We start from the raw sequence: 22,241 nt of genomic DNA, 5'->3' as shown, positions 1-22,241 counted from the left end.
GGGTCAGCCTCGGGATGGACGAATTGAAATAGCAGCTGCAGATGTTAAGCCTGTTGCAGGTTTGGATGGTGTTTGTGCATAGCGTCGAATAATGGGCAATTGACTGCGCAAAGCCTTGTCGATAATGCGCGGAAAAATACTGTTGATGCGCAAAAATAAACGCTCAGGCCAACCGATGTTGCGGTCGCGCATGTGTTTTGCCGTCAACATTAATTCCAGTTGGAGAGCGACAACCTCGGGTTCATCCATTGCGGTTCCCAATTCTCGGTTCATTGCGCACACCGCGTCACTATTGAGGCTGGTGTTCGTGGCGCGCGGTGCGAGGTGGGCAACCTGAATGGCACCGTCGCTCAGTTCGCGCCGCAGCGCCTCACTAAAGCCGCGCAGTGCAAATTTACTCGCGCAGTAAGCGCTAAAACCAGGGTAGCCTAAGCCACCAAAACTTGAACCTATATTGATGATGCGACCGCTGCTGTTGTTTAAAAACGGTAGCGTTAATTGGGTTAATAAAATGGTTGCGGTGATATTGGTTGTTATTAATTTTTCAATCGCTTGGGGGTCATTCTCTGCCAACATGCCAAACAGATTGATTCCTGCGCAGTTAATTAACGCATCTAATGGTTCCTGCAATGCGATCAGCGCGGTGCGAATGGTATTGCGGCCACTGGCGCTGGCTATATCGGCTTGCAAAATAAATCCCTTATTGGCCAATAAATGTAATTCGCTCGCCAATGCGTTGAGTTGTGGTGTTGATCTGCCCACTAAAATAAGCCGTGCACCCTGCGCCGCAAGGCGCCGTGCAATTGCTTGACCAATGCCGCCACTGGCGCCGGTTAATAAAATCAGTTTTCCGTTGAGTTTCATCTTGCCCCCCTCAAGGTGAGTGGATTTTTCATTATGCTGCCTGCGCGATGGAATGCGGTGCAATCGAGCGGAAAATATTGCCATAGAGAGTGAAGAACATTTTGGCTGCGTGCACTATATCGTCCTGATCTTTTTGTTCGGAAAGACTATTCATGAGTTTTTCAAAAAATACCATGTGTTCCAAATCCAAACTGCCGTGTGAGCGCAAATAAGAAAAGGCTTTATTGGGCAAACCCAGGTGCTGTTGAATAATGTCTGCCGCTTGGCTTGCTAAATTAATGCTGGTGCCTTCCAGCACAAACACCATGCCAAAAAACGCCATAGGGTTGTTGCGCATCACTGTATCGTAAGCGTAAGCGACCATGAGTTCAGTTGCCTGATTCGGGCGACCATTGCGCACGGCTTCTTTGTCGGCATCGCAGGCGGCTATGTCATTTAAAATCCATTCTTGGTGGCCTAATTCTTCTTCAATATATTCGGCGATTGCTTCGCGATAATATTCTTTCTCTGCGGGCAAACGGCTGCCTACGGCCATCAACAGTGGAACTGTATGTTTTACGTGGTGATAGGCTTGAGTTAAAAATTCGCGGTATTCATCCAAGCTAAATTCGCCGAGACCAATGCAGCGTTGAATGATCGGCGCACTTAATAAGTAATTGCGTTCTACTTGGGTTTCGGTTTGTAAGCGATCAAAAAATGTCATACACAACTCCTGCATATTGCATGGCTGAGGATAGGTTGGATGAGTGAGCGTTAGCGGCAGAATAAAGCGCGGTGATTGCATCGCCGTAGCGCTCGAAAATTGCAGCGCGGCGCAGACGCCCATTATCGGTTAGCAATTGATTGGCGGGCGTAAAAGGTTCTGCCGCAATAATACATTTTTGTATTTGCGCATAATCGGGCAGGTGTTGATTGATGGCGCGAATCTCGTGCGCAATTTGCTCAGCCGTAATCTGCGCCGACGCAGGAACGACAATTGCGCTGCAAAACGGCTGTGAGTCTCCGATAACCATCACCTGTGCAATCGCGCGGCACAGGCATAGCTCTGCTTCAATCCACTCGGGAGAAATATTGCGCCCGAAGCTGCTGATCAACAGATTTTTTTTGCGGCCAGTGATAAAAACAAATCCCTCGTCGTCGATATAACCCAAATCACCTGTGTCCAACCATTCATTCTGCTGGTTTGTAGTTTGGCCTAGATAACCGCTAAATACATTGCCGCGCACATTAATAACACCGTCCGCAATTTTTATCTCGACGTGCTCAAGTGCTTGGCCGACGCTGCCAATTTTATCGGCAAGGGGCGCATTCAAACTCACCACCGATGCGCATTCAGATAACCCATAACCTTCGTAAACCGCAATGCCCATCGCCCGCGCTTGCTCAATTAATACCGCTGGTGTGCGCGCGCCGCCCAACGCGATAAATTTTATTGAAGCGGGCAAGTGAAAACCCTGCGCGCTCGCCGCAACAAAACCTTGCAGAATTTGTGGCAGGACTATCAGGCTGTTGGGTTGGTGTTGATGCAGCGCTTGCAACAGTGTTGGCAGCGATAATTGTGAGCTGCCGGTTAAACCCAATGATGCACCAGCCAATACGATGACGCGTTTGCCGAGATAAAGCGGTACATAAACACCGGCAACATTTTCCAGCAGTGTGCTTAATGGCAATAAATTTAAATGGCTATTAATGTCGCGAGTGGTGTCAGTGACGGAATTAATGGCGAGATAAATTCGTTCAGCCAATGCGAGAGTGACTTTTTCTAACGCAGTGGTGGATAAACACACACCTTTCGGTGTACCGGTAGTGCCCGAGGTAAAGGTGATTTTGGCTACTGAATCAATGGCGCTAGTGTTTTCATTAGCGATTAATTGATCGAGAAAAATCGTGGCGATGGGCGATATTTTTCGTTCGCTTATAGCGGCGACTTGTTCCATGTCGCCACAGACTAATAAACAGGGCAATTGCGCTTGGGCAATCACATGTTGCAATTGCGCGCGGGAAAAAAAGCGTGGCAGTGGTACCAGTGTGATGCCGGCTTTCCAGGCCGCGAGGTCAGCCACAATCCACTCGATTGAATTTTCGCCCCACAAGCCGGCGCGCCCAATATGTTGCGCCATCAACCAATCGGCTAACTGCTCAATCTGGGTAACAAGTTGCGCGTAAGTCAGCTGTTTTGTCTGGCCAGAGAGGGCAATTTTTTCTGGGGTGGTAAGCGCGTGTTGATAAATCGCCGTGAGAATTTTATTCATCATCTTATTCCTGCGGCAGGGTGGTAGGCTGATTGCTCGCACGCAGTTGGGTGCAGATTTTTTCAATCGGGCGGTTGATCGCTGCCACGGTTGCGCGATACATGGGATTCTTGCGTGCCGCAGCCATAGCGGGGCGGTTATCGCCAAACATGACTTGTGGTTTGTTCTGGTAATAACTGCCCCAACTTGCGCCGCCGTCGGCTAATCTCGCTGGGTCGGCATCGGCCAGTACTATGGGTGAATAGCGCAAGCGAGCGAGCAGGGCTTTTACTTCGCGGGTGCCGGTAAACATCACGTAGTGATAACCCAGGCGCTCCATTACTTCGCCAATCACGATAAACAATAACAAGCTGCTGCCTTTCCAAGTGGATACCAGATTACCAATCTCGACAATTTGGTCGCGCGCTACCTGCAGGTTTAGTTTTTCGCTTATGACCTGCTCAACCGGTGCATACAGATATTGCTCGGCAAATACCTGGGCATTACTGGCCGGCGCCAAACCCACCGCTGCAGAATATTCGCCGCCGCAGCGCAGGCTGATAATGTTGGGCAGGAAATGATTGACCTGCGCTTTATGCACTGCTGCGAAGCGTTGTTGGATATAAGCCTCAACCGCCGCGCGCTCTTGCGAGCCGGTTGTTTGCAAGCCAAAACGGGGAATTCGAATCTGCGGTAAGCGCGGCATATGCCAGCTATTAGCAGAGGTGTCGGGCAGGGCCGTGGACAGGTGTTTCATTGCTGCATCCTCAGAATGGGATTTCTTAGCATGCAGACTAGAAAATGAAACTTAAGAGGAAATTAAGGTAAATAAAATCAACGCGGAAATTGTTTTATCGCCTGCTCCAAAAACACCAACTGTTCCGTGCGATTTTGATATGCAACCTGTTCGAACAACTGGGCGATGTTGGTCAACCCGGTTTTGAATTGCGGTTCGCTGTAGAGCACGCGCTGGATAAAATCGCGCAGTGTTTCGCCGGGTTTGCGTTGGTAACCCAACTGGGTGAGTTTGTGTTCCAGTTTTTTAACGGCGCGAGTTTCCGGGCGCAGCTCGGTGCTTTGGTTGTTGTGCAGTAATGCCCACGCAAATAGTGCCGCGCCGGCTAACCCCAAACCAATCAGCCAGAGGGTGAGGCGCCAGGGTTCGCTGCCACCGAGCAGGCGCGATAACAAACCCTCTTGCGCGTCGGTGTCGTAATTCAATACCCAGCGCTGCCAGGTGTAGTTGGCTGCGTCCCAGCGCAGCTGCAGTTGGTATAGCAGCTGCGATGATTGCCAGGCATTGGCAATTAACTCCTGATCACTTTCTCCTAATGCTTCATTCATGCCTTGTTCGATACGGTTGGGCGCAACGGCGGCGGTGGGGTCGATCATCTGCCAGCCTTTGCCCTCAATCCACACTTCAGTCCAGGCATGGGCATCGGATTGACTGACCAGCAGGTAGTTTTCTACCGGATTCCAGCGCCCACCCTGATAGCCAACGACTACCCGCGCCGGTATGCCTGCCGCACGCAGCAAAAAGCTAAAGCTGCTGGCAAAGTGCTCGCAGAAGCCACGTTTGCTGACCAGTAAAAACTCATCGACCGAGTGTTCGCCCAGCAGTGGCGGTTGCAAGGTGTAGGTAAATTCGCGATTAAACAGCGCTAAGGCTCGAGCAACTATTTGCTCATCACCCAGATTTTGGCTGCGCCAACTGTCGGCCAGTGCGCGAGTTTGCGGATTGCTGTCGCGCGGCAGGCGGGTGTAAAAGTCGCGCTGCATTTTGTGGAGTTGCGGTGGCTCTGGCCAGTCGATTTGCAGTGCCGAGGTCACTTCATAGCGCATCCGCTGGGCGACGGGAATCTGGTTCATCAATAGAGAGTCAGCGGTGATGAGGATGGAGTTGCTGGGGTTGTTCACGCGCTGCGGGGTCATCAAACTGAAGAGCCAGGGTTGGCCGTGAGGTTCAACGATCACGCTGTAATTGGTTTTTTCGCGTTTGATGCTGGTTTCATCTGAGTTGCGCGGTTGTACCCCCCAACTATCGCGCATACGCCAGGTGCGGCCATCAAAGCTATCCAATACCAGGCCGCGCCAGTAAAGCTGGCTCGGGGCGGGTGGTTGGTCACTAAACTCCACCCGAAATGCCGGTGCGCGGTTGAGCGCGAGATTGCCTAAATCGCCGGGGGAGAGGCTATCGCTAAAACCGGTTTTGGCTGTTTGTTGGGTGGGGATCGCCCACAGGGGTCCAAGGCGTGGAATCACCACAAATAGCACCAGCATGATCGGCAGTGCGTGTAACAGGATCATTGCCCCGCGTTTAAGGCGCAGACCGGTAGTTTGTGTATGGGTGAGGTAGAGCGAGCGCCAACTGGCGAGCAACAGTACCACGCAAAGAATCGCGTAAGCAGCAGCTTGCGGGCTTTGGTTAAACAGAAATTGGGTGGCGGTGATGATAAAGCCGATAAACACCAGCAATTGGGCGTCACGCGCGGAGTTGACTTCCAGCAGCTTGAGCGAGAAGGCGCAGACCAGCAAACCCACCATGGCTTCGGTGCCGGTTTTGCCCGCATAGCTGGCGAACAAGCCGCCCGCGCAAATCAGTGCTAACAGGGTTTTAACCAAGCTGCCGGGCGCCCCCCAGCGGCCGCGAAACATCTGTGTGCGCCACAGGGCAGTGATCGCCCACACCAGCCAGAGCCAGAAGGGCAGGCTGAACAGCAGGGGCAAAATTAGCAGGGCTTGCATGACCAACAGCCAGGCGAGTTTGTCCCGCGCGAGGTATTCGGTCTGCGGTTTGCGCAGGGGATGGGTTTTGAACCGTTTAGCGAACATGGCTCTGCTCCCGGCGCTGATCGCGCGGCAGATTAAATTCGGCCAGTGCCGCCAATACCGCTTGCTGGTGGTGTTCACCTAATGCTGGTGCGAGCTCCAGCCCGGGCAGGCGCAAGCCGTAGGGAATTTGCCGCCGCTCGTATTCCAGCGCCCAGTAACACAGGCCAGACAAACGCAGCTCTTGTGTTTGGTTGAGGCCGTTCCAGTCGAGCCATTTTTCTGCTGAAAAGTAGGCTTCGTACTCTTTGGTAAACAGACCTTTGTCCTGCGCGAATTGTTTCCAGGCGATGTGTTTGATCGGGTCGCCCGCTTGATAGTCGCGCAGGCCGCTAAAGTCATCGCCGCCGCGCTGACTGGTGCCGCCCTCTTCGTGGCCATCGCTGGCTTGGGCTTGGGGTTCATCGCAACTGATGGGGGCTGGGTAGATAAGTGCGGTTGCCTCCAGATTGAGCCAGGTCCAGCAGCGGATAATGCCGAGGGGAAAACGGCTCTGCACCAGCAATCGCCCCGGCCGTAAATAGCCGCGCTGCTCACTTTGCGCCCGCACTATGACCTGCTGCGGCTCAGCCTGATTGAGGGTGATGACTTGGGTTTCACCGCCCGGCCAGCGCAGTTCCAGATTGTCGCAACCGGATTTGTGGGTGCAGTTGAGTTCCAGAATGAAACTGGCTGGATCACCGGCAAACGCCGGGCGCGCGCCCACAAAGCGGACCGTGATACCGGCGAGATTGGCAAAGGCGTGGAGAATACTGACCACAAAAATGCTGACCAACAAATAGCTCAACCCCAGAATCAGGTTGTTCTGGTAGTTGGTGCCCAGTAGCCAAATCACCAGGGTGACCCCCAAATACAACAGGCCGGTGAAGTTGGGGAAGGTATAGAGATTTTTGCGGGTGAGTTGCACTTGGCGTGCGCGTGGCGATCGCTGGTCGATCCAACGATAAAAACGTCGCTCCCAGTTTGCACGCCAGCCCGCGAGATAGCTGCTCATGGCTTAGCCCAAGACGTTTACACTGTCGCGCAGGTGTTTTACCAGCGGCTCCCAATCCTGATTGTGCCCGCGGCCACGCACCCGGTGGCCGACTACGGCGGGCAGTACGGTTTGCACATCTTCCGGCACCAGATACTCGCGGTTGTGGATCAATGCCCAGGCTTTGGCCGCGCGCAACAATGCCAGGGCGCCACGGGGCGATAAGCCATAGGCAAACTGGCTATCGCTGCGGGTAAAGGCGATCAGGCGCTGTACATAATCGAGCAATGCATCGCTGGCTTTAACCTTGTGTACGGCGGCTTGAATGCTGGCCAGCTGTTCATGGGTAACCATGGGTGTGAGCTGGCGAATGCGCGCGCGCGGATCGACACCTTCAAACAGCATGCGTTCGGATGCAGGGCTGGGGTAGCCGAGGGAGATGCGCATTAAAAAGCGGTCGAGTTGCGATTCCGGCAGCGGAAACGTCCCGCTTTGGGATAAAGGGTTTTGCGTGGCGATCACAAAAAACGGCTTGGGCAGTGGGCGGCTTTTACCTTCAATCGTCACTTGCCCTTCTTCCATCGCCTCTAATAGGGCGCTTTGGGTTTTGGGCGAGCTGCGGTTGATTTCATCGGCCAATAACACTTGGGTAAATACCGGGCCGGGGTGGAATTTAAACACCCCCTGTTCGCGTTCAAAAATCGCTACACCGAGAATATCGGCGGGCAGTAAATCGCTGGTGAACTGCACCCGCTCAAATTTCAAACCGAGCACCTTGGCGAGGCAGTGGGCGAGGGTGGTTTTGCCCATGCCGGGCAGATCCTCAATAAGCAGATGGCCTTCGGCGAACAGGCAGGCAAGCGACAGACGCACTTGCTGATCTTTACCTAAAACAATTTGATCGACTTGTTCAATGATGGTGTTAATCAGTGACTGCATGGATAACCCTGATAATCGATAAGTTCAGCTGGGAGCATAACGCAGAGGAATATTGAGCGGGGATTAAGAATCGCAAAGTCAGCGCCAGTTCGCTTGCGGTGGCGTGTTAATCGGCCGCCACTACACAATTGCGCCCTTGCTGTTTGGCTTGGTAAACCGCTTTATCCGCGCGGATAAACCATTCCTCCAATGTTTCATCGGGAAGTAGTTCGGCGCAGCCAAAGGAGGCGGTTAGTGCACCGTCTGGATCGCTTAGTTCGACTTCAATCTGTACGCGCAACTGTTCGGCAATGATTAGTGCGTCGGCCATCGCGGTATTGCGTGCAATCACCACAAACTCCTCGCCCCCAAAGCGAAAGACCCGATCAGTTTTGCGTATACGTTTACTGAGCAAATTAGCTAGCTCTACCAGAACCACATCGCCCGTATTGTGGCCAAATTTATCATTCACCATTTTGAAGAAATCGAGATCCAGCAGTATCAAGGTGACAGGGGTTTGTTTACGGGCAAAGTCCGCCATGCTCAAGCGCATCTCTTCATCCATTGCGCGGCGGTTACCCAGCCCGGTGAGCGCATCTTGTGTGGCGTAACCCTGCAGTAGTAACTGCTGTTTGTGAGTAAGTAAGGCGAACACATAGGCCATGCTGCCGCACATTAACAAAGAGGCGATCATGGCAAAGGCCTCGGTCATGGTTTTCAGATGCAATGCAATTGGCAGAATGGCGGCTATGGTCAATAGGTTGGCAATTAAAGCTGCCTTGGCGCTCAGTAAAAAAAAGTTGGCGATTAGTGCCGGAAAAAGCCAAAACACGAAGATAGGTTCATTCAGGTGGGCCACTGCAACCGCACCTGAGGAGTAAAGCAGGGCGGTGATATTGGAGATTAGCTGTGTCGCTTGGCCGCGTCTGTAGGTATAAATAGCACTGCTTAGTGCAGCGATTACTATAGCCAAGTCCACTATCGCATTGGCTACCTCGCCATTAAGGTAGCGGATCACACAAAAAGGCGCGATCAGCAGGCTGGCGAGAATAGCAAATAGATATACCATTCCACGCTGGAACTTGTTTTTTAAGTCGGTCAGCATAATGCCGGCGAATTCTCCCGTTTCAATTTTTTTACAGTACTCAACCGGCACCGCTTTTTATAGTTCACAGCATAGCCGTTAATTGGCGGTTTTGCGCAATACTAATTCAAGGAAACGCCATGCGCTTTTTCGACAGTCACTGCCATTTTGATTTTGCGGAGTTTAACGCAGATCGAGCGTCGCTCTGGCATGCTTGCCGGGATTTGGGGGTGACTCATTTGGTAATGCCCGGCGTGGCGCCTGAGCAATGGCATACTGCAGCGCAACTATGTGGCCAATATGAGGGATTGTATTATGCGGTGGGCATACATCCACATTGGATTGAGCAACAGCTGTGGTTTGCAAGAAATGCGGCAGGTTTACTCGATATGCCGATGCAGGAAAAAATTATTACCCTCATGCATGAGGCGTTGCTGCAATCCTATCGCGAAGGCAAAACACATTGTGTAGCGATTGGTGAGTGCGGGTTGGATAAACGCATCGCCACACCTATGGCCTTGCAAGAGCAACTACTCAATATCCATATTGATATGGCAAATCAATGCGATAAACCGCTGATTGTTCACTGTGTTCACGCGCACAATGAAATGATCGCTTTGCTCAAAAAAAATAAACCGCAAGCGGGCGGGGTGATTCATGGGTTTAGCGGCAGTTATGACATTGCGCAGCAGTATGTTGGGTTGGGGTTCTATCTTGGTGTGGGGGGCACAATTACCTATGAACGCGCGCAAAAAACCCGTGCAGCGGTAACAAAAATCCCCCTGGAATATTTACTGTTGGAAACCGATGCGCCAGATATGCCGTTGCAGGGAAAACAAGGGCGGCGCAATAGTCCTGAATATATTCCACAGGTGGCGCAGGTATTGGCAGATCTGCGTGGTACTAGTATTGATGAGATTGCGGTAGCTACTAGCTGCAATGCGATGGGTTTATTTCACCGCAGTTAAAACGGCAGGGGGTTGATTAGAGACGCGCACACAATTGCGCCCTTGGGCTTTTGCCACATAGAGCGCTTTGTCGGCGCGCGCGATAAAATCTGTAGGTGATTCTTGTTGTAACATTTGCGCAACGCCAAAACTGGCGGTAACTTGCAATGCTTTAGGCCACTCATTTTCCTCGATGCAGCGGCGTAACTTTTCCGCCAAACCCGATGCTTTTTCCAGCGTCGTATCAGGGCAAGCCAAAACAAACTCTTCACCACCCCAGCGCGCCAGTAAATCCTGTGAGCGCGTGTTTTCACTAAGGGTTTGCGCAAACGCCAGTAACACTTGATCGCCAACATTGTGGCCGTAGGTATCGTTAATTTTTTTAAAGTGATCGATATCAATAAAAATAAGCGACAGCAAAGGTGTTGAATCTGTACTCCAATTTTGTTTAAAAATCGGTGCCAAACCATCGCGATTTAATACGCCTGTCAGCGGGTCGCGGGTCAAACGATCTTCCAATTGGCGATGCTCTTTGTTGAGTAGGGCGTTAAGGGCTTCCAATTGTTTTTGACGCTGCAAATTGGTGTTGAGCTCTTTTTTGGTTTTAAGCAATGTATCTATTAAAAATGCGGCCGCCAATAAAGTCCAAATACATAAGAGGCCAAAATACAATGTACGGTCATTAATATATTTACCGCTGATTTCTACCCGATCAATAATCATTTGGTATTTCCCCGGCTTGGCTCCTTCACCGGTAGATATTTGTACCCCGCGCACATTATTAAATTCTGGCCCCCAGTAATCGGGCGCAATTTTCCCTTGGCTCAGCCACCAGGTGGGTACTTGCATATGGTGCATTTGGATGATTTGCGGAAAGCGCTCGTGAGTATCAAATAATTCAATTGCGTTATATTTGAGGGTGTTTGGATCATCTGCTGTTGAGTAGGCCGGGTTAAAATTAATTAGCTGAAAGCGTATGCCAAAGTGTTGTGGTGTGCTGTATTTGGCCCAGAGCGTGGCTTGGTGATAATTGCTCATATCCTTTCCGTTGCCCTTGTCATCAATCAGAATAAAGCTGATTTCACAGTAAGGCCAAGGGTAGTCGGATTGAATCATGTCGCAATTAAGGATAAATTTTTCGGCATCTTGAGTTAATGTGGCAACGGATTTTCCACCATTGCCCCGGTCATCAATGACTTCTACGTGATAGTCAGTTCCAGGTTCTAATGACAATACTTTTTGCGGCCCATACGCCTGAAAAGCGAGGGCTACAAAGGTAATAATAATGAGTAATCCAAGCAGCCTTGCTTTTAAAATATCGTGCTGGATAGTCATGATAGGTGCGGTTGATTTGTTAAGTCACCGTAAGTAAAGCACAGTTTTTGTTTGGCTAACAGAAACTTGTGGAACTCTTGTTGTGCTTATAACTTTTAAAGGGGTTTTACTGCAAACCCAGAAGAAAACTTGCAGTAAAACAGAGTTTCATTTTGTCTATTTGACTTTATTGCTCAGGTTTTTATAAATGCTATCGACTAGTCCATCGCTGTCGGTATCGTGCGGTAGCTGCCAAAACATCATGCCGCCCAGCTTGTGCATTTGCACATAGCGAGCTTTTTCACCGAGCGAGCGCTGGTCATCAAAGGTGGCAAATACGTTAGTTTTTGGATTGTAAGCGCTGGGTGCTTTTGCTACGTCATCCCAGTGGTAGATATAACCATCTGCGGGATTAAAGCGGGTGGAAAATTCTTTGAAACCAGCGCCCTCGATATGTACACCGGGTTGATACAAACCATGATTAGTCGCAGCAACCTGCTCCCATACCCGTGCATAAAACGCGGTGCCGATAATAATTTTTTCTGGCGCTACACCTTTGCGCAATAAAAATTGCACAGCGTTATCGGTGGAATCTTTTTGTTCTGCAGTGGAATAGAGTGCGGTGTGGTGGCCGGTGTGCGGCGTTGCGCCATTGACTATGTCGTAGGTCATCAGGTTGACATTATCCAGCAGCGGCATGATCGCATCCCAGTCAACTGCCGTTTCTAAAAACGTATCGAAACCGCCTGCAGCAAAACTTAATTCGTATTGATTGCCAAATGTTGTGCGCAATTCCTGAATCAGCGCGGTGAAGTTGGCTCGGTCGTGCGGTGCGAATTTATGGCCGGGAAAACCGGCAATGGTGGGGTATTCCCAATCCAGATCTATACCATCCGCTTGGTACTCTTTGATAATCGCAAGTGTAGATTTGGCAAAAGCCTGGCGATTTTCCGCAGTATTAAAAATGTCAGAGCAAGTCTCACAACCGCCCCAGCCACCGAGCGACAGCATAACTTTTAAATGAGGGTATTGTTGTTTTAACGCGACTAAACGCTGTAGCGCTTGCTTGTCTTGGTCGCCATCAAACGATAATTCATTGCCATTCAAATGCAAAAAACTATAAATGATATGCGTCATTTGGTTGAAGTTATAGCGCTGTAAATCCGAGCCATCGCCCATATAGTAGGCAATAATTTTGCTGGATGATCTATTTTCTTCAATAGACGATTGTGCGGTTTGCGGTGCACTGCACGCGCTGAGCAGAATAGCAAAAATAACTGTGCTAAAGATGGAGATAAACAGTTTCATAAACATCCCTCGGTGGACAAATTCATTATTTATCATTCGCGAGAGCTGGGAGGCGTGGTAAGCGCGTTTTGCTGTCGTGCAGCAATTATTGTGTGTGATTCTATTCTAACCTCAGGTTTACCAGATAAGTGGTTGTATGCGGGTAAAGATTTTTAAAGTTTACACTTGCCCCTATAATTGCAATCTCTTTCTGTATTCGGGTATGTCGGTGTGATAAGTCGCGATGATCTTGGTGGTGTAATCCTTGCTGAATTAATGGCTGCAAACAATTGGCAGCAGCAGTATCGACTGATTATTCAGTGGGGCAAATTAATCCAGCCAAAACCGGCAATACGGGTGCCTGAAAATCTGATTAAAGGTTGCGAACTGCCGGTGTGGTTGGTGCATGAGCAAGAGGGCGAGCAACACTATTTTGCGTTTGATTCTGAAAGCAGTGTGATGAATGGGTTGACGGCGCTGTTGTTGGTGCAGCTCAATGGCAAATCGTCGGCGCAGATTGCGCTGCTGGATTTACCCTCCACACTGGCTGAGTTGGGTTTTGATAAACACCTTACACCGTCGCGCAATAATGGTTTTAAACGGATTATGGAGCGAGCTTTAGCGCTGGCTACTGATTAGGCTGTTATTGTTCAGCTGCGTTTTTTTGTTTATTCAAATAGCGCTCAATCGCTTTTGTTGCGGCAATAAAGCCAAAGGTGCCGGTCACCATCACACTTGAACCAAAACCTCCGGCACAATCTAATTTCACTCCATCGGTCAGTGTTTGTTTATCCATACACACGGAGCCGTCAGGTTGTGGGTAAACCATCTGCTCGGTTGAATAAACGGCATCGACGCGGAATTTGCGGTTTTTATCGCGCGCAAAATTGTGGTGGCGATATAACTGGGTGCGAACCTTGGCGAGCATGGGGTCGCTGATTGAACGGCCTAAATCATCTACCGTTACCGCTTGCGGGTTGCGTTTACCGCCCGATGAGCCCACGGTAATCAAACGCACTTTGATCGCCAAACAATAGGCGACTAACCGCGCTTTCAAATGCGCGGCATCAATCGCATCGATCACCACGTGATGCTGTTTTCCCACCAGCGTTTTCATATTGTGTTCGTCGATAAAATCGTCGATAGAATGAATAATCAACTCGGGGTTGATATCGCGCAAGCGCTCGCTGATCACCTGATTTTTTGAGCGACCAATATTGGATTTCAGCGCATGGGACTGGCGATTGGTATTGGTTACACACACCTCATCCATCTCGATTAGCGTCAGTTCACCGACACCGGAACGAGCCAGCGCCTCAGCCACCCAAGTCCCCACACCACCCAAACCTATCACCACAAAGTGGGCATTGGTCAGTGCCGCGAGCGCATCCTGCCCATAGAGCCGGGCGAGGCCGCTAAAGCGCTGTAAGTAGTCGGGGGTTATTGATCTGGTCATAAGCTAAATGTCGTAAAAAAATGGTATGAGGCAAGGAGGGCGCTTTTTAGCGGAGATACGGCCTGAGTGCAAGGCCGCAAAAAGGTAAATTTGGCGCGCTCTGCTACACTCAAATGGCATCAAGGAATCAATTAAGCGTGTTTAATGACGAGTGCTCAATGAATAGAATGGCTATAGCAACCGCATATCTTATCGATGATGACAGCATTACCCTTGAGTTAATGAGCGGTATCGTGGAGCCCATAGGGGTGGAGCCTGTGTGTTTTACCAGTGCTGAAGCTTTCCTTGAGTCATATTCCCCGCGCCCCTGCGAATGTGTGATTACCGATATGCGCATGCCCGGAGTGAGTGGCCTGCAGTTGCATAAGGTGTTGCAGCAACGCTATCCAGTGCCGCCGCCGCTGATTATTGTGACTGGATATGCTGAAGTCAGCGCTGCGGTAGAGGCGATGAAACAGGGCGCATTCGATTTTGTTGAGAAGCCTATTAATGGCCATCAGTTTTTGGAAAAGTTACAGGCCGCGCTTGCACTGAGCCGCCAGCTGCATCAGCAGCGTTTGCAGCTAGCCACCCGCGAGGCGCGTATTGCGCTGTTAACACCCAAAGAGCAAGAAGTGCTGCAAGCGGTGCTCGATGGCTTGCCCAGTAAAGATATCGCCAGCAAACTTAACCTGAGCGTGCGCACGGTAGAGAACCACCGCGCGCGCATTATGGAAAAGCTGCGCGTCAATTCTGCCATGGAGCTAATGCGTGATTTTATGCTGCCAGCAGCCAGGCGTTAGCCTTGGCTATCATCGGCTAGTCTAATGGTTTGTATTCCATCCCCTTAGGTATTCTCCCTCACCCCGCCTGAGTATTTTTACTCTCACCACTTTTTTGCCAAACCCGCACACTGGGAACCAATGACGGTGCTTTGCCAAGGCAAATCACCAGACTGTGTCATCAAGGATATTTTCACCATAACGGCACCGAGTGCCCACCATGACGAACCCAGTAGCGGCCAGGATTATGAGTACACATTCCAACATTAGCCAATTTGCCTTCCATAAAATCCGCGATTACGTGTATCGCACTGCTGGCATTGTTATTGGTGAGGAAAAAACGGCGATGGTCACAGGCCGGTTGTGGCGCCGGTTGGAGTTGTTGGGGCACAAAGATTACGAAACCTATTTTGCTTATGTTTGCAGCCCTGCGGGTGCACAAGAGCGCAGCACTATGCTCGATTTGCTCACCACGAACGAAACCTATTTTTTTCGCGAACCCGCGCATTTTGATTTTCTGCGCGATGTAATTATTCCGCAGCAGGGGCATCACAAAATGCGTGTGTGGTGCGCTGCTTCCTCTACCGGTGAAGAACCGCACAGCATTGCAATGGTGTTGGCTGATACCTTGGGTAAATGCGATTGGGATATTTTGGCCACCGATATTTCTGGCAAAGTATTGGATCATGCGCGTACCGGCGTGTATCGCGCAGAGCGCATCAATCACATTCCCGCTGATTATTTAAAAAATTACTGTCGCCGCGGGATTGGTGAATATGAAGGCATGTTGGCGGTAGTGCCGTCGCTGCGCTCACGCATTACCTTTGAACAGCACAATCTTTTGCATCCGCGCACTACCAATGAACAATTTGATGTGATTTTTTTGCGCAATGTGCTGATTTATTTTGATAACGAGACCAAACAAAAAGTGATCACAAATATGTTGCGTTCACTGCGCCCAGGTGGCTGGTTGATTTTGGGTCACTGTGAGAGTTTGCAGGGGTTGAATTTTGGAATAAAAACTGTGAGCCCATCAATTTACCGCAAGCCAGCAGCGGTAGTGCCAGAATTTCGGCGTATCGCGAGTTAAGGGTGAGTCGGCGCACGCGCTTAACCTGTAGTTTTATCAGTCTTCCGGAGCCTGTGAGCGATATATGATTTCACTTAATACTTCGATCAATGAAACACCGCTACTCAATTTGCACAGCGATATTCAGCAGCAGGGGGTGATGGTTGTAGATGATAGTAGTATGCACAGGTACAGCGCACACCTCTGCTTGCGCACCTTCGGGATCAATCAGGTGTACGAAGCGGCCAATGGTAAATTGGCCATAGAGCAGCTCGCGCAATTAACGCAAATGCCTGCCGTGATGTTGTTGGATTTGGAAATGCCGGTGATGGATGGCATTGAGGTATTGCAACAACTTGCACAATTGCAGCATAAACCCGCTGTGGTATTGGCCAGCAGTTCCGACGAAGTCTTAATTAGCGCGGTGGCGACTATGGCCGAGGCGCTGGGCATTAGTTTACTGGGCGCATTTCGCAAGCCAGTTAACCCGGTAGATTTGGCGGATGCACTGAATAGCTACAATACCGGCGGCGGTCCGCTCACTCACTTTAATCGTCCGATAGATACGGATGCCGAGCAATTAAAAATCGCTTTGGATCGCGCCACTATTCAAGTTTATTACCAGCCTAAAATTGATCTTGAATCGATGAAAATCGCCGGTGTTGAAGCGCTCGCGCGATGGAAAAATCAGCAGGGCGATTGGATTCCACCGAGCGTATTTATTCCTCTGGCAGAAGAGCATGGTCTAATTGGCGACTTAACCCTGTCGGTGCTTGAGCAAGTATTGCAGGATATGAATGGCTGGTGGGAGCAGGGGCAGTATGTTCCAGTGGCCATTAACCTCTCGGCCAAATCCCTGGCGGAATTTAACCTCGCTAACGAGATTATCCAGCGCGTGATTCGCCAGGGAATTCCCGCGAATTTTCTGACGTTTGAAATCACCGAGAGTGCCTTGGTGATGGATTTGCCATCCGCGCTCGCCACTATCAGCCGTTTGCGGTTAAAAGGCTTTGGCATTTCCATCGACGATTACGGCACCGGTTTTTCATCCATGCAACAGCTGTCGCGTTTTCCCTTTTCAGAGCTAAAAATCGACCGCTCATTTATTCAGGGCGCACCTGGGCGGCAATATATTCGCAATATCTTGAAATCTGCCATCGAAATGGGTCAGCGATTAGGCATTACTACGGTTGCAGAAGGTGTAGAGACCGAAGCCGAGCTACACTTGCTTAAAAGCCTGGGCTGTAAACAGGCGCAGGGCTTCCTGCTGGCGCGGCCCATGCCTGGGCGCGAGCTGATGGGCTGGATCGAACAAGAGTTGCAACCTAAACAAACCATATGTCAAAAAAGTCTCGGGTAAACAAATACGTTCACTTTCTCTCGCTGGTTAATCCCACCCTGTTGTCAGCAGCACTCGCTATAGTGCTGCTGTTTTTTTTCACCAGCCTCGCATTGCGCCATATCCACGCCAGTCAGGAGCAGATTGCACGGGAGCATCTGCAAACCTCGCTCAATTCATTTAGTGAATTTATCCAGTTCTGGCAGCAGCAAAATCTTGCAGCGATTCAAATGCTGGCCAATTCGGCACAGGGCAAAATTTTATTGCGGCAAGTGCTGCAGGAGCAGGGTGATAATCTGGCTACACATACCGCACTGCGCGAATGGTTGTATCCGGCGTTGATGGCGATGGGCTTTGATGGTTTTTCGGTGATTGATCACCAGCGTACGCTGGTAGCGGCCAGTACCCAAAATTACATAAAACAGCCGGTGCGGTTGGCGGAAACCCGTGAGGTATTGGATAAGGCTTTAGCTAATCGCCCGGCTATCTCCCGCCCGGTAATGGCAATCTACCCATTGGATGGCCCGCGCGGCCTGCAACCGGCGGGCACCCTCATGCAAAACATGTGTGTATTACTTGAATCAGACGGGGCGGAGCCAGGGTATTTTTGTTTGCGTTTTAATACCCAGTCGAGTTTTTTCCCCATCTTTTTTAACGCTCGTACCGGGCGCTCAGGGGAAATTTATGCCATTGATAATCGAGGCCGATTTATAACTCCCGCACGTTTTCCACTGGCAGATTCCAAGCGCGCAGCGGGTGCGTTGCAGCCGCAAATGACCCGGATAGGCACAGAAGTACGGCGCCCGCGTACCCGTGGGCAAGCGGGATCCTTCACCGAAATGGTGGACTTTTTAATTCATCACCAAAGCGAATCGATCAAAGTGGGCTATCCGGATTATCGCGGGGTTGCCGTTGTGGGGGCGGGCCGCTGGATTGATGAGATGGCGTTGGGGGTGATCATCGAACAGGATGTAGATGAAGCGATGGAGCCCTACATAGCCTCGCGCAATATTATTGTCGGATTGAGTGCGGCGGCGATTCTGTTAATTGTGTTGCTGACCATGACTGCAATTATTAACCGTCGCAATGCGCTGATGCGTGAAGGTCGCTTTCACTCGCTGCTGGATAATTTGCCCGCGCCCATTCATATGACCTCGCTCGATCATGTCTTAACCGTGGTTAATCCTGCTTTTTGCGAAATTGTACAAATGGCTGAGCATGAGTTGTTGGGGCGATCGCTATATGAATTGCCCTTGCCGGTGTGGCTTAAACCGCTGCTACAAGCGGAAGAGCGTGTGGGTGCCGAGTCATACCGGAAAGATTACATTACCGAGCTGCGCATGCCCGACGGCACTCCCTGTTATTTTCGCATTGCACGTTTCCCGGTGACCTATACCCAGGGACAAGAGCCACAGGCGTTTGCGGGAATTTGGGTGGATGTCACCGAGCGGGTTGTGGCCAACCAGCGGCTGGAAGAGGTCAATCAAAATCTGGAACAGATGGTCACTGAGCGCACCCATGAACTTATGTCTGCTAAAGATGCGGCGCTTGCCGCGTCTCAAAGCAAGGCCGAATTTCTCGCCAATATGAGCCATGAAATTCGCACACCACTCAATGCCATTATCGGCCTCGCGCATATCGCTCTGGCCAACAAGTCTGAACTTAAACAGCGCACCTATTTGGAAAAAATGCGCGATTCAGGTGAACATCTATTACAAATCATTAACGATATTTTAAATTTTTCACGCATGGAAGCAGGCAAGCTTACGCTGGATCACAGTGAGTTTTCCATCGATCAGTTGGTCGATAAAGCGGTGGATTTGGTGTGGGATAAAGCCTCGGAAAAAGGCTTGCAAGTGAATGTGGATATCGACCCTAAAATCCCCAAGTTGCTGTTGGGTGATGCGCTCAGGTTGGGGCAAATCCTGATTAACTTTTGCGCCAACGCGGTGAAATTTACCGATCAGGGCAGCATCAGTATTCGTGTCACCAAAGTGCGCGATTGGCAGGAGCGAGTCGAATTGTTATTTGAAGTAGAAGATACCGGCATTGGTATCGACACTGAAAAAATGAAAAATTTATTTCAGCCATTCCAACAAGTAGATGCCTCCAGTGCGCGCCGCTTTGAAGGCACCGGCTTGGGTTTGTCGATTTGTAAAAACCTTGCCGATTTGATGCAGGCGCGCATCGATGTCAAAAGTACCGCGGGGCAGGGCAGTTGTTTTCGCTTGCGGGTGAAGTTGGAAAAATATCATCACACCTCTGCGCCGGATCTATTGCAGATTGATCCCAAGCCTAAAAAATTAGCGTTAAGCGATTGCCGCATTTTGGTGGTGGAAGATAATCTGCTGAATCAGGAAATTATTTTATCGCTGCTGGAGTCTATGGATGCAACTGCTACTTGTGTCGGCTCCGGCGCGGAAGCGATTGCCATCATCCAACAGCAGGCATTTGATTTGGTATTAATGGATATTCAGCTGCCTTGTATGGATGGTGTTGAAGCCACGGCGCGCATTCGCGCCTTGCCCGAAGGGAAGCGCCTGCCGATTGTTGCAGTGACCGCCAATGCCTTGCCGGGCGACAAAGAAACCTATTTGGCCGCAGGTATGGATGATTATTTGTCCAAACCTATTGATCCCAGGCAGCTGCATCGTATCTTGGAACAGTGGGGGAATGTGTGTCGTGTGGCCGATGATCTGGTACCCAAGGCCAATAGCTTCGAGTTTTTGCACAATGGTGGAATTGATACAGCGCGTGCACTGCATAATTTAATGAGCAATGAAGCACTGTACCGCCGCTTACTGGAGCGTTTTGCGCGGGAGCGCGCCGAATTTCCAGCGCAGTTACCGCTATTGTTAGCAAACAATGTAGCGGAGGCGCTCAATCAGGTGCACTCGTTAAAATCCCTTGCCGGTAGCTTGGGCATGAATCAGTTGGAAATTTGTGCATTTAACCTGGAGCAAGAATTACATGCAGGTGGATGGCATCAGGCATCGGTTGATAAACTAAGCAAGGAATTGGTTGCCATGGTGGAATTGGTTACACTGGGGTTAAATCTACAACATAACTAAGAAAGTAGGAGTTGCTATGCACACACTCATGGTTTTGGTTGGCGGTTTTGTTTTGCTGTTTTTTTGCCAGTTGCTCGCGCGAGTCTTTGCGGGTGCCGGGGTAAAACCTATGGCCAAAGCAGAGCTGTTTTTTATCCCACTCTGGCTGGTGATTACTGCAGTCAATATGTGGTTCGGTATCAACCGTGCGGGTTACACCTTTATTGAAGAATTGCCTGTTTTTTTGTTGGTCTTTACTGTTCCTGCGGCGGCGGCACTGCTCACTTGGTGGCGGCTCACCCACTTGAAGAAGGGAAACTAAACCCAGTAATTTGCACAAAAAATGACAGTCACGCGATACCGTTTATGCGCATCATGCGACTGCCATTTTGCTAGGCTTAACTCATTGTGCCGGTTCATCACCCGGTAACATCACCATCCAGCCCACTCCAAATTGATCTGTTACCTGGCCGTAAAGCGGCGACCAAAAGGTTTTGCTTAACGGCATATCGACCTTGCCGCCATTGCTCGCCAGTGCGGTAAAAATGCGCTGGGCTTCATCTGCGCTGGGTACATTTAATGCGATGCGGAAACCGCTGAATTTGTCTGCGTCATTACAGCCATCCGACACCATCATCCGCACGTTGCCAAGGCTAATTTCTGCGTGCATCACTTTGTTTTCAAAGCCTGGCTGTAATATACCTTCCGGCATTGGCTCGGGCGATTCATTAAAGCGAATTAAAAACTTAATCTCGGCACTCAAATGTTGTTGATAAAACGCCAGCGCTTCGTCGCAGCGGCCTGAGAAAAATAAATAGTTATTCACCTCTACTTTTTGCATTGCAATCGCCTGGCGTAACGCGTTTTCTTTTTCGCGAGCTTGGCCATCCGGGTCTGCAGCGGCAAAATCGTCCATCTCATAAAAACTGCGGATTTCGATATCGGAATCTTCGTCGTCCATAGGATTGGGGCACTTCTTCACCCATTCGACCGCTTCTTCCATCGACTTTACATTCCAAATCCAGTAGCCGGCGATTAATTCATTGGTCTCGGTAAATGGGCCAGTGGTCACTAGGCGTTTATCGCCACTGAAGCGCACGCGCACACCTTGGCTGCTGGGTTTTAGTCCGTCGCCGGACTCCATAATGCCGGCTTTCACCAGCTCCGCATTAAAATTCATCATCGCTGTCATTAATGCTTCCGTCGGCATTTTCCCCGCTTCTGAACCCGGGGATGCTTTTACCATGACCATCACTTTCATATTGGATTTCCTTTATAGGCTAGCGTTAAGGATCGGGATTGGTTGTTGCTATCCCCTAGTCGAATGAGTATCGGGGAAATCGACAACTGCATCTCCAGCCGTTTCATTAATAACTTGCTGCGCAAATCGTTCTGCTTGTGCTGCCGCCAAGTTTATTTCCAAGGTGACTTGGGTGGCGTAATCCACCTGTAAAATTTGCCCTTGATAGAGCGCAACAAGGTGGCGGATTTTTGTTTCCCGCGCAAAATCCACCGCCACTTGCATATGTACACTCGGTGTTACTGCAACTAATTGCGCCGCATTGACCGCCGCAGACACCGCGCTCGAATAAGCGCGCACCAAACCACCCGCGCCCAACTTCACTCCACCAAAATAGCGCACCACTACGGCGAGCGAATTGCCTACCTCCCGCTCAGTCAGCACGTGCAGCATAGGTTTTCCCGCCGTGCCGGATGGCTCACCGTCATCGCTAAAGGCCTGGGTTTGTGGCTGCCGCGTATTGCCAATCACATAAGCCCAGCACACATGGTTGGCATCGGGATACTGTCTGCGGTAGGCATCAACATGTGCAATCGCTTCTTCGCGTGAAGTCACGGGATGAAGAAAGGTTAAAAAATCGCTGTTCTTTTCTTCAGTGGCAGATTCGATTGCGTCGGCGAGGATGGTGTAGGAGGACATGGTCTGGATACTGTCTCAGTGGGGGCGTTTGATCGCCTCTAATCCCAGAGGGGTTGGGAGGTTGGGCATTGTACCCCCTCACTTTATTCCCCAGCCTATATTTTTATCGCGCAGCTTATTGTCTCCTTTTTGTTGGTAATACCATTTAATTTGTTGGTCATTCCAATTTTCTATTGTTTA

Annotated in this window: 20 protein-coding genes; 7 read left to right on the top strand and 13 right to left on the bottom strand. The window is 50.3% G+C overall.

All coding sequences use genetic code 11. From position 1 onward, the window contains the following. Positions 1 to 3: 3 nt before the first annotated feature. The 8 genes from AWU77_RS11405 to AWU77_RS11370 form a co-directional block, all read right to left on the bottom strand. Entirely contained in the window at positions 4 to 864 is an 861-nt protein-coding gene (locus AWU77_RS11405) for an SDR family oxidoreductase (RefSeq protein WP_084618300.1), read from the bottom strand. A gap of 31 nt (positions 865 to 895) precedes the next feature. Next, positions 896 to 1,567 carry a TenA family transcriptional regulator gene (locus tag AWU77_RS11400; protein WP_062063432.1) on the bottom strand — a complete coding sequence of 224 codons (672 nt, stop codon included), beginning with the start codon at positions 1,565 to 1,567 and terminating at the stop codon, positions 896 to 898. After that, positions 1,554 to 3,116, bottom strand: a complete 1,563-nt coding sequence (locus AWU77_RS11395) for an AMP-binding protein (protein WP_193747528.1) — start codon at positions 3,114 to 3,116, stop codon at positions 1,554 to 1,556. Before AWU77_RS11395 ends, AWU77_RS11400 begins: the two co-directional genes overlap by 14 nt. Before the next feature lie 4 nt (positions 3,117 to 3,120). Next, complete coding sequence (locus AWU77_RS11390) at positions 3,121 to 3,852, bottom strand: thermostable hemolysin (RefSeq protein WP_062063428.1); 732 nt, start codon at positions 3,850 to 3,852, stop codon at positions 3,121 to 3,123. Between the two features lie 77 nt (positions 3,853 to 3,929). After that, entirely contained in the window at positions 3,930 to 5,927 is a 1,998-nt protein-coding gene (locus AWU77_RS11385; RefSeq protein WP_062063426.1) for a DUF3488 and transglutaminase-like domain-containing protein, read from the bottom strand. Continuing rightward, positions 5,917 to 6,918 (bottom strand): DUF58 domain-containing protein, encoded by a 1,002-nt coding sequence (locus tag AWU77_RS11380; RefSeq protein WP_062063424.1) that lies wholly within the window; start codon positions 6,916 to 6,918, stop codon positions 5,917 to 5,919. The genes AWU77_RS11385 and AWU77_RS11380 overlap by 11 nt, the downstream gene beginning before the upstream one ends. Before the next feature lie 3 nt (positions 6,919 to 6,921). Then, positions 6,922 to 7,836 (bottom strand): MoxR family ATPase, encoded by a 915-nt coding sequence (locus AWU77_RS11375; RefSeq protein WP_062063422.1) that lies wholly within the window; start codon positions 7,834 to 7,836, stop codon positions 6,922 to 6,924. A 106-nt stretch (positions 7,837 to 7,942) separates the two neighbouring features. Next, entirely contained in the window at positions 7,943 to 8,920 is a 978-nt protein-coding gene (locus AWU77_RS11370) for a GGDEF domain-containing protein (protein WP_062063595.1), read from the bottom strand. Positions 8,921 to 9,039: 119 nt separating this feature from the next. Between AWU77_RS11370 and AWU77_RS11365 the strand changes: the two genes are divergently transcribed. Continuing rightward, the gene (locus AWU77_RS11365; protein WP_062063420.1) at positions 9,040 to 9,867 is read left to right on the top strand and encodes a TatD family hydrolase; all 828 of its coding nucleotides are present in this window, start codon (positions 9,040 to 9,042) and stop codon (positions 9,865 to 9,867) included. Here the strand turns inward: AWU77_RS11365 and AWU77_RS11360 are convergent. Together AWU77_RS11360 and AWU77_RS11355 are read right to left on the bottom strand one after the other, a co-directional pair. Then, entirely contained in the window at positions 9,850 to 11,181 is a 1,332-nt protein-coding gene (locus AWU77_RS11360; protein WP_062063418.1) for a GGDEF domain-containing protein, read from the bottom strand. The genes AWU77_RS11365 and AWU77_RS11360 overlap by 18 nt on opposite strands. Positions 11,182 to 11,337: 156 nt before the next feature. Further along, positions 11,338 to 12,468, bottom strand: coding sequence for a glycoside hydrolase family 18 protein (locus AWU77_RS11355; RefSeq protein ID WP_238582393.1), 1,131 nt, complete (start codon positions 12,466 to 12,468; stop codon positions 11,338 to 11,340). A gap of 210 nt (positions 12,469 to 12,678) precedes the next feature. On the opposite strand from AWU77_RS11355, the gene AWU77_RS11350 reads away from it, so the two are divergent. Next, positions 12,679 to 13,086, top strand: coding sequence for a SufE family protein (locus AWU77_RS11350; protein WP_152625341.1), 408 nt, complete (start codon positions 12,679 to 12,681; stop codon positions 13,084 to 13,086). Between the two features lie 4 nt (positions 13,087 to 13,090). On the opposite strand, the gene tcdA is transcribed toward AWU77_RS11350, so the two are convergent. Continuing rightward, positions 13,091 to 13,903: a tRNA cyclic N6-threonylcarbamoyladenosine(37) synthase TcdA gene (gene tcdA / locus AWU77_RS11345; protein WP_062063416.1), complete on the bottom strand. Its 813-nt coding sequence runs from the start codon at positions 13,901 to 13,903 to the stop codon at positions 13,091 to 13,093. 158 nt (positions 13,904 to 14,061) lie between these two features. Here tcdA and AWU77_RS11340 point away from each other — a divergent pair, with 158 nt between their 5' ends. The 5 genes from AWU77_RS11340 to AWU77_RS11320 all read left to right on the top strand — a co-directional run bounded on the left by AWU77_RS11340 (position 14,062) and on the right by AWU77_RS11320 (position 20,444). Beyond that, positions 14,062 to 14,685 (top strand): response regulator transcription factor, encoded by a 624-nt coding sequence (locus AWU77_RS11340; RefSeq protein ID WP_062063414.1) that lies wholly within the window; start codon positions 14,062 to 14,064, stop codon positions 14,683 to 14,685. A 226-nt stretch (positions 14,686 to 14,911) separates the two neighbouring features. Continuing rightward, the gene (locus tag AWU77_RS11335) at positions 14,912 to 15,754 is read left to right on the top strand and encodes a protein-glutamate O-methyltransferase CheR (RefSeq protein WP_062063411.1); all 843 of its coding nucleotides are present in this window, start codon (positions 14,912 to 14,914) and stop codon (positions 15,752 to 15,754) included. Between the two features lie 64 nt (positions 15,755 to 15,818). Beyond that, positions 15,819 to 17,093: an EAL domain-containing protein gene (locus AWU77_RS11330; RefSeq protein ID WP_062063409.1), complete on the top strand. Its 1,275-nt coding sequence runs from the start codon at positions 15,819 to 15,821 to the stop codon at positions 17,091 to 17,093. Then, positions 17,072 to 20,143 carry an ATP-binding protein gene (locus AWU77_RS11325; RefSeq protein ID WP_062063407.1) on the top strand — a complete coding sequence of 1,024 codons (3,072 nt, stop codon included), beginning with the start codon at positions 17,072 to 17,074 and terminating at the stop codon, positions 20,141 to 20,143. Before AWU77_RS11330 ends, AWU77_RS11325 begins: the two co-directional genes overlap by 22 nt. Positions 20,144 to 20,159: 16 nt before the next feature. Further along, positions 20,160 to 20,444, top strand: coding sequence for a hypothetical protein (locus AWU77_RS11320; protein WP_062063405.1), 285 nt, complete (start codon positions 20,160 to 20,162; stop codon positions 20,442 to 20,444). An 81-nt stretch (positions 20,445 to 20,525) separates the two neighbouring features. Here AWU77_RS11320 and AWU77_RS11315 read toward each other — a convergent pair whose 3' ends face one another. Further along, the gene (locus tag AWU77_RS11315; RefSeq protein WP_062063403.1) at positions 20,526 to 21,383 is read right to left on the bottom strand and encodes a YciI family protein; all 858 of its coding nucleotides are present in this window, start codon (positions 21,381 to 21,383) and stop codon (positions 20,526 to 20,528) included. A 48-nt stretch (positions 21,384 to 21,431) separates the two neighbouring features. After that, entirely contained in the window at positions 21,432 to 22,061 is a 630-nt protein-coding gene (locus AWU77_RS11310) for a YigZ family protein (RefSeq protein WP_062063401.1), read from the bottom strand. Positions 22,062 to 22,241: the final 180 nt, after the last annotated feature.

The organism is Cellvibrio sp. OA-2007, from assembly GCF_000953825.1.
Classification (GTDB): Bacteria; Pseudomonadota; Gammaproteobacteria; order Pseudomonadales; family Cellvibrionaceae; genus Cellvibrio.
The sequence above is the reverse complement of the archived record's forward strand: the minus strand, read 5'-3'. Positions and strand labels throughout refer to the sequence as shown.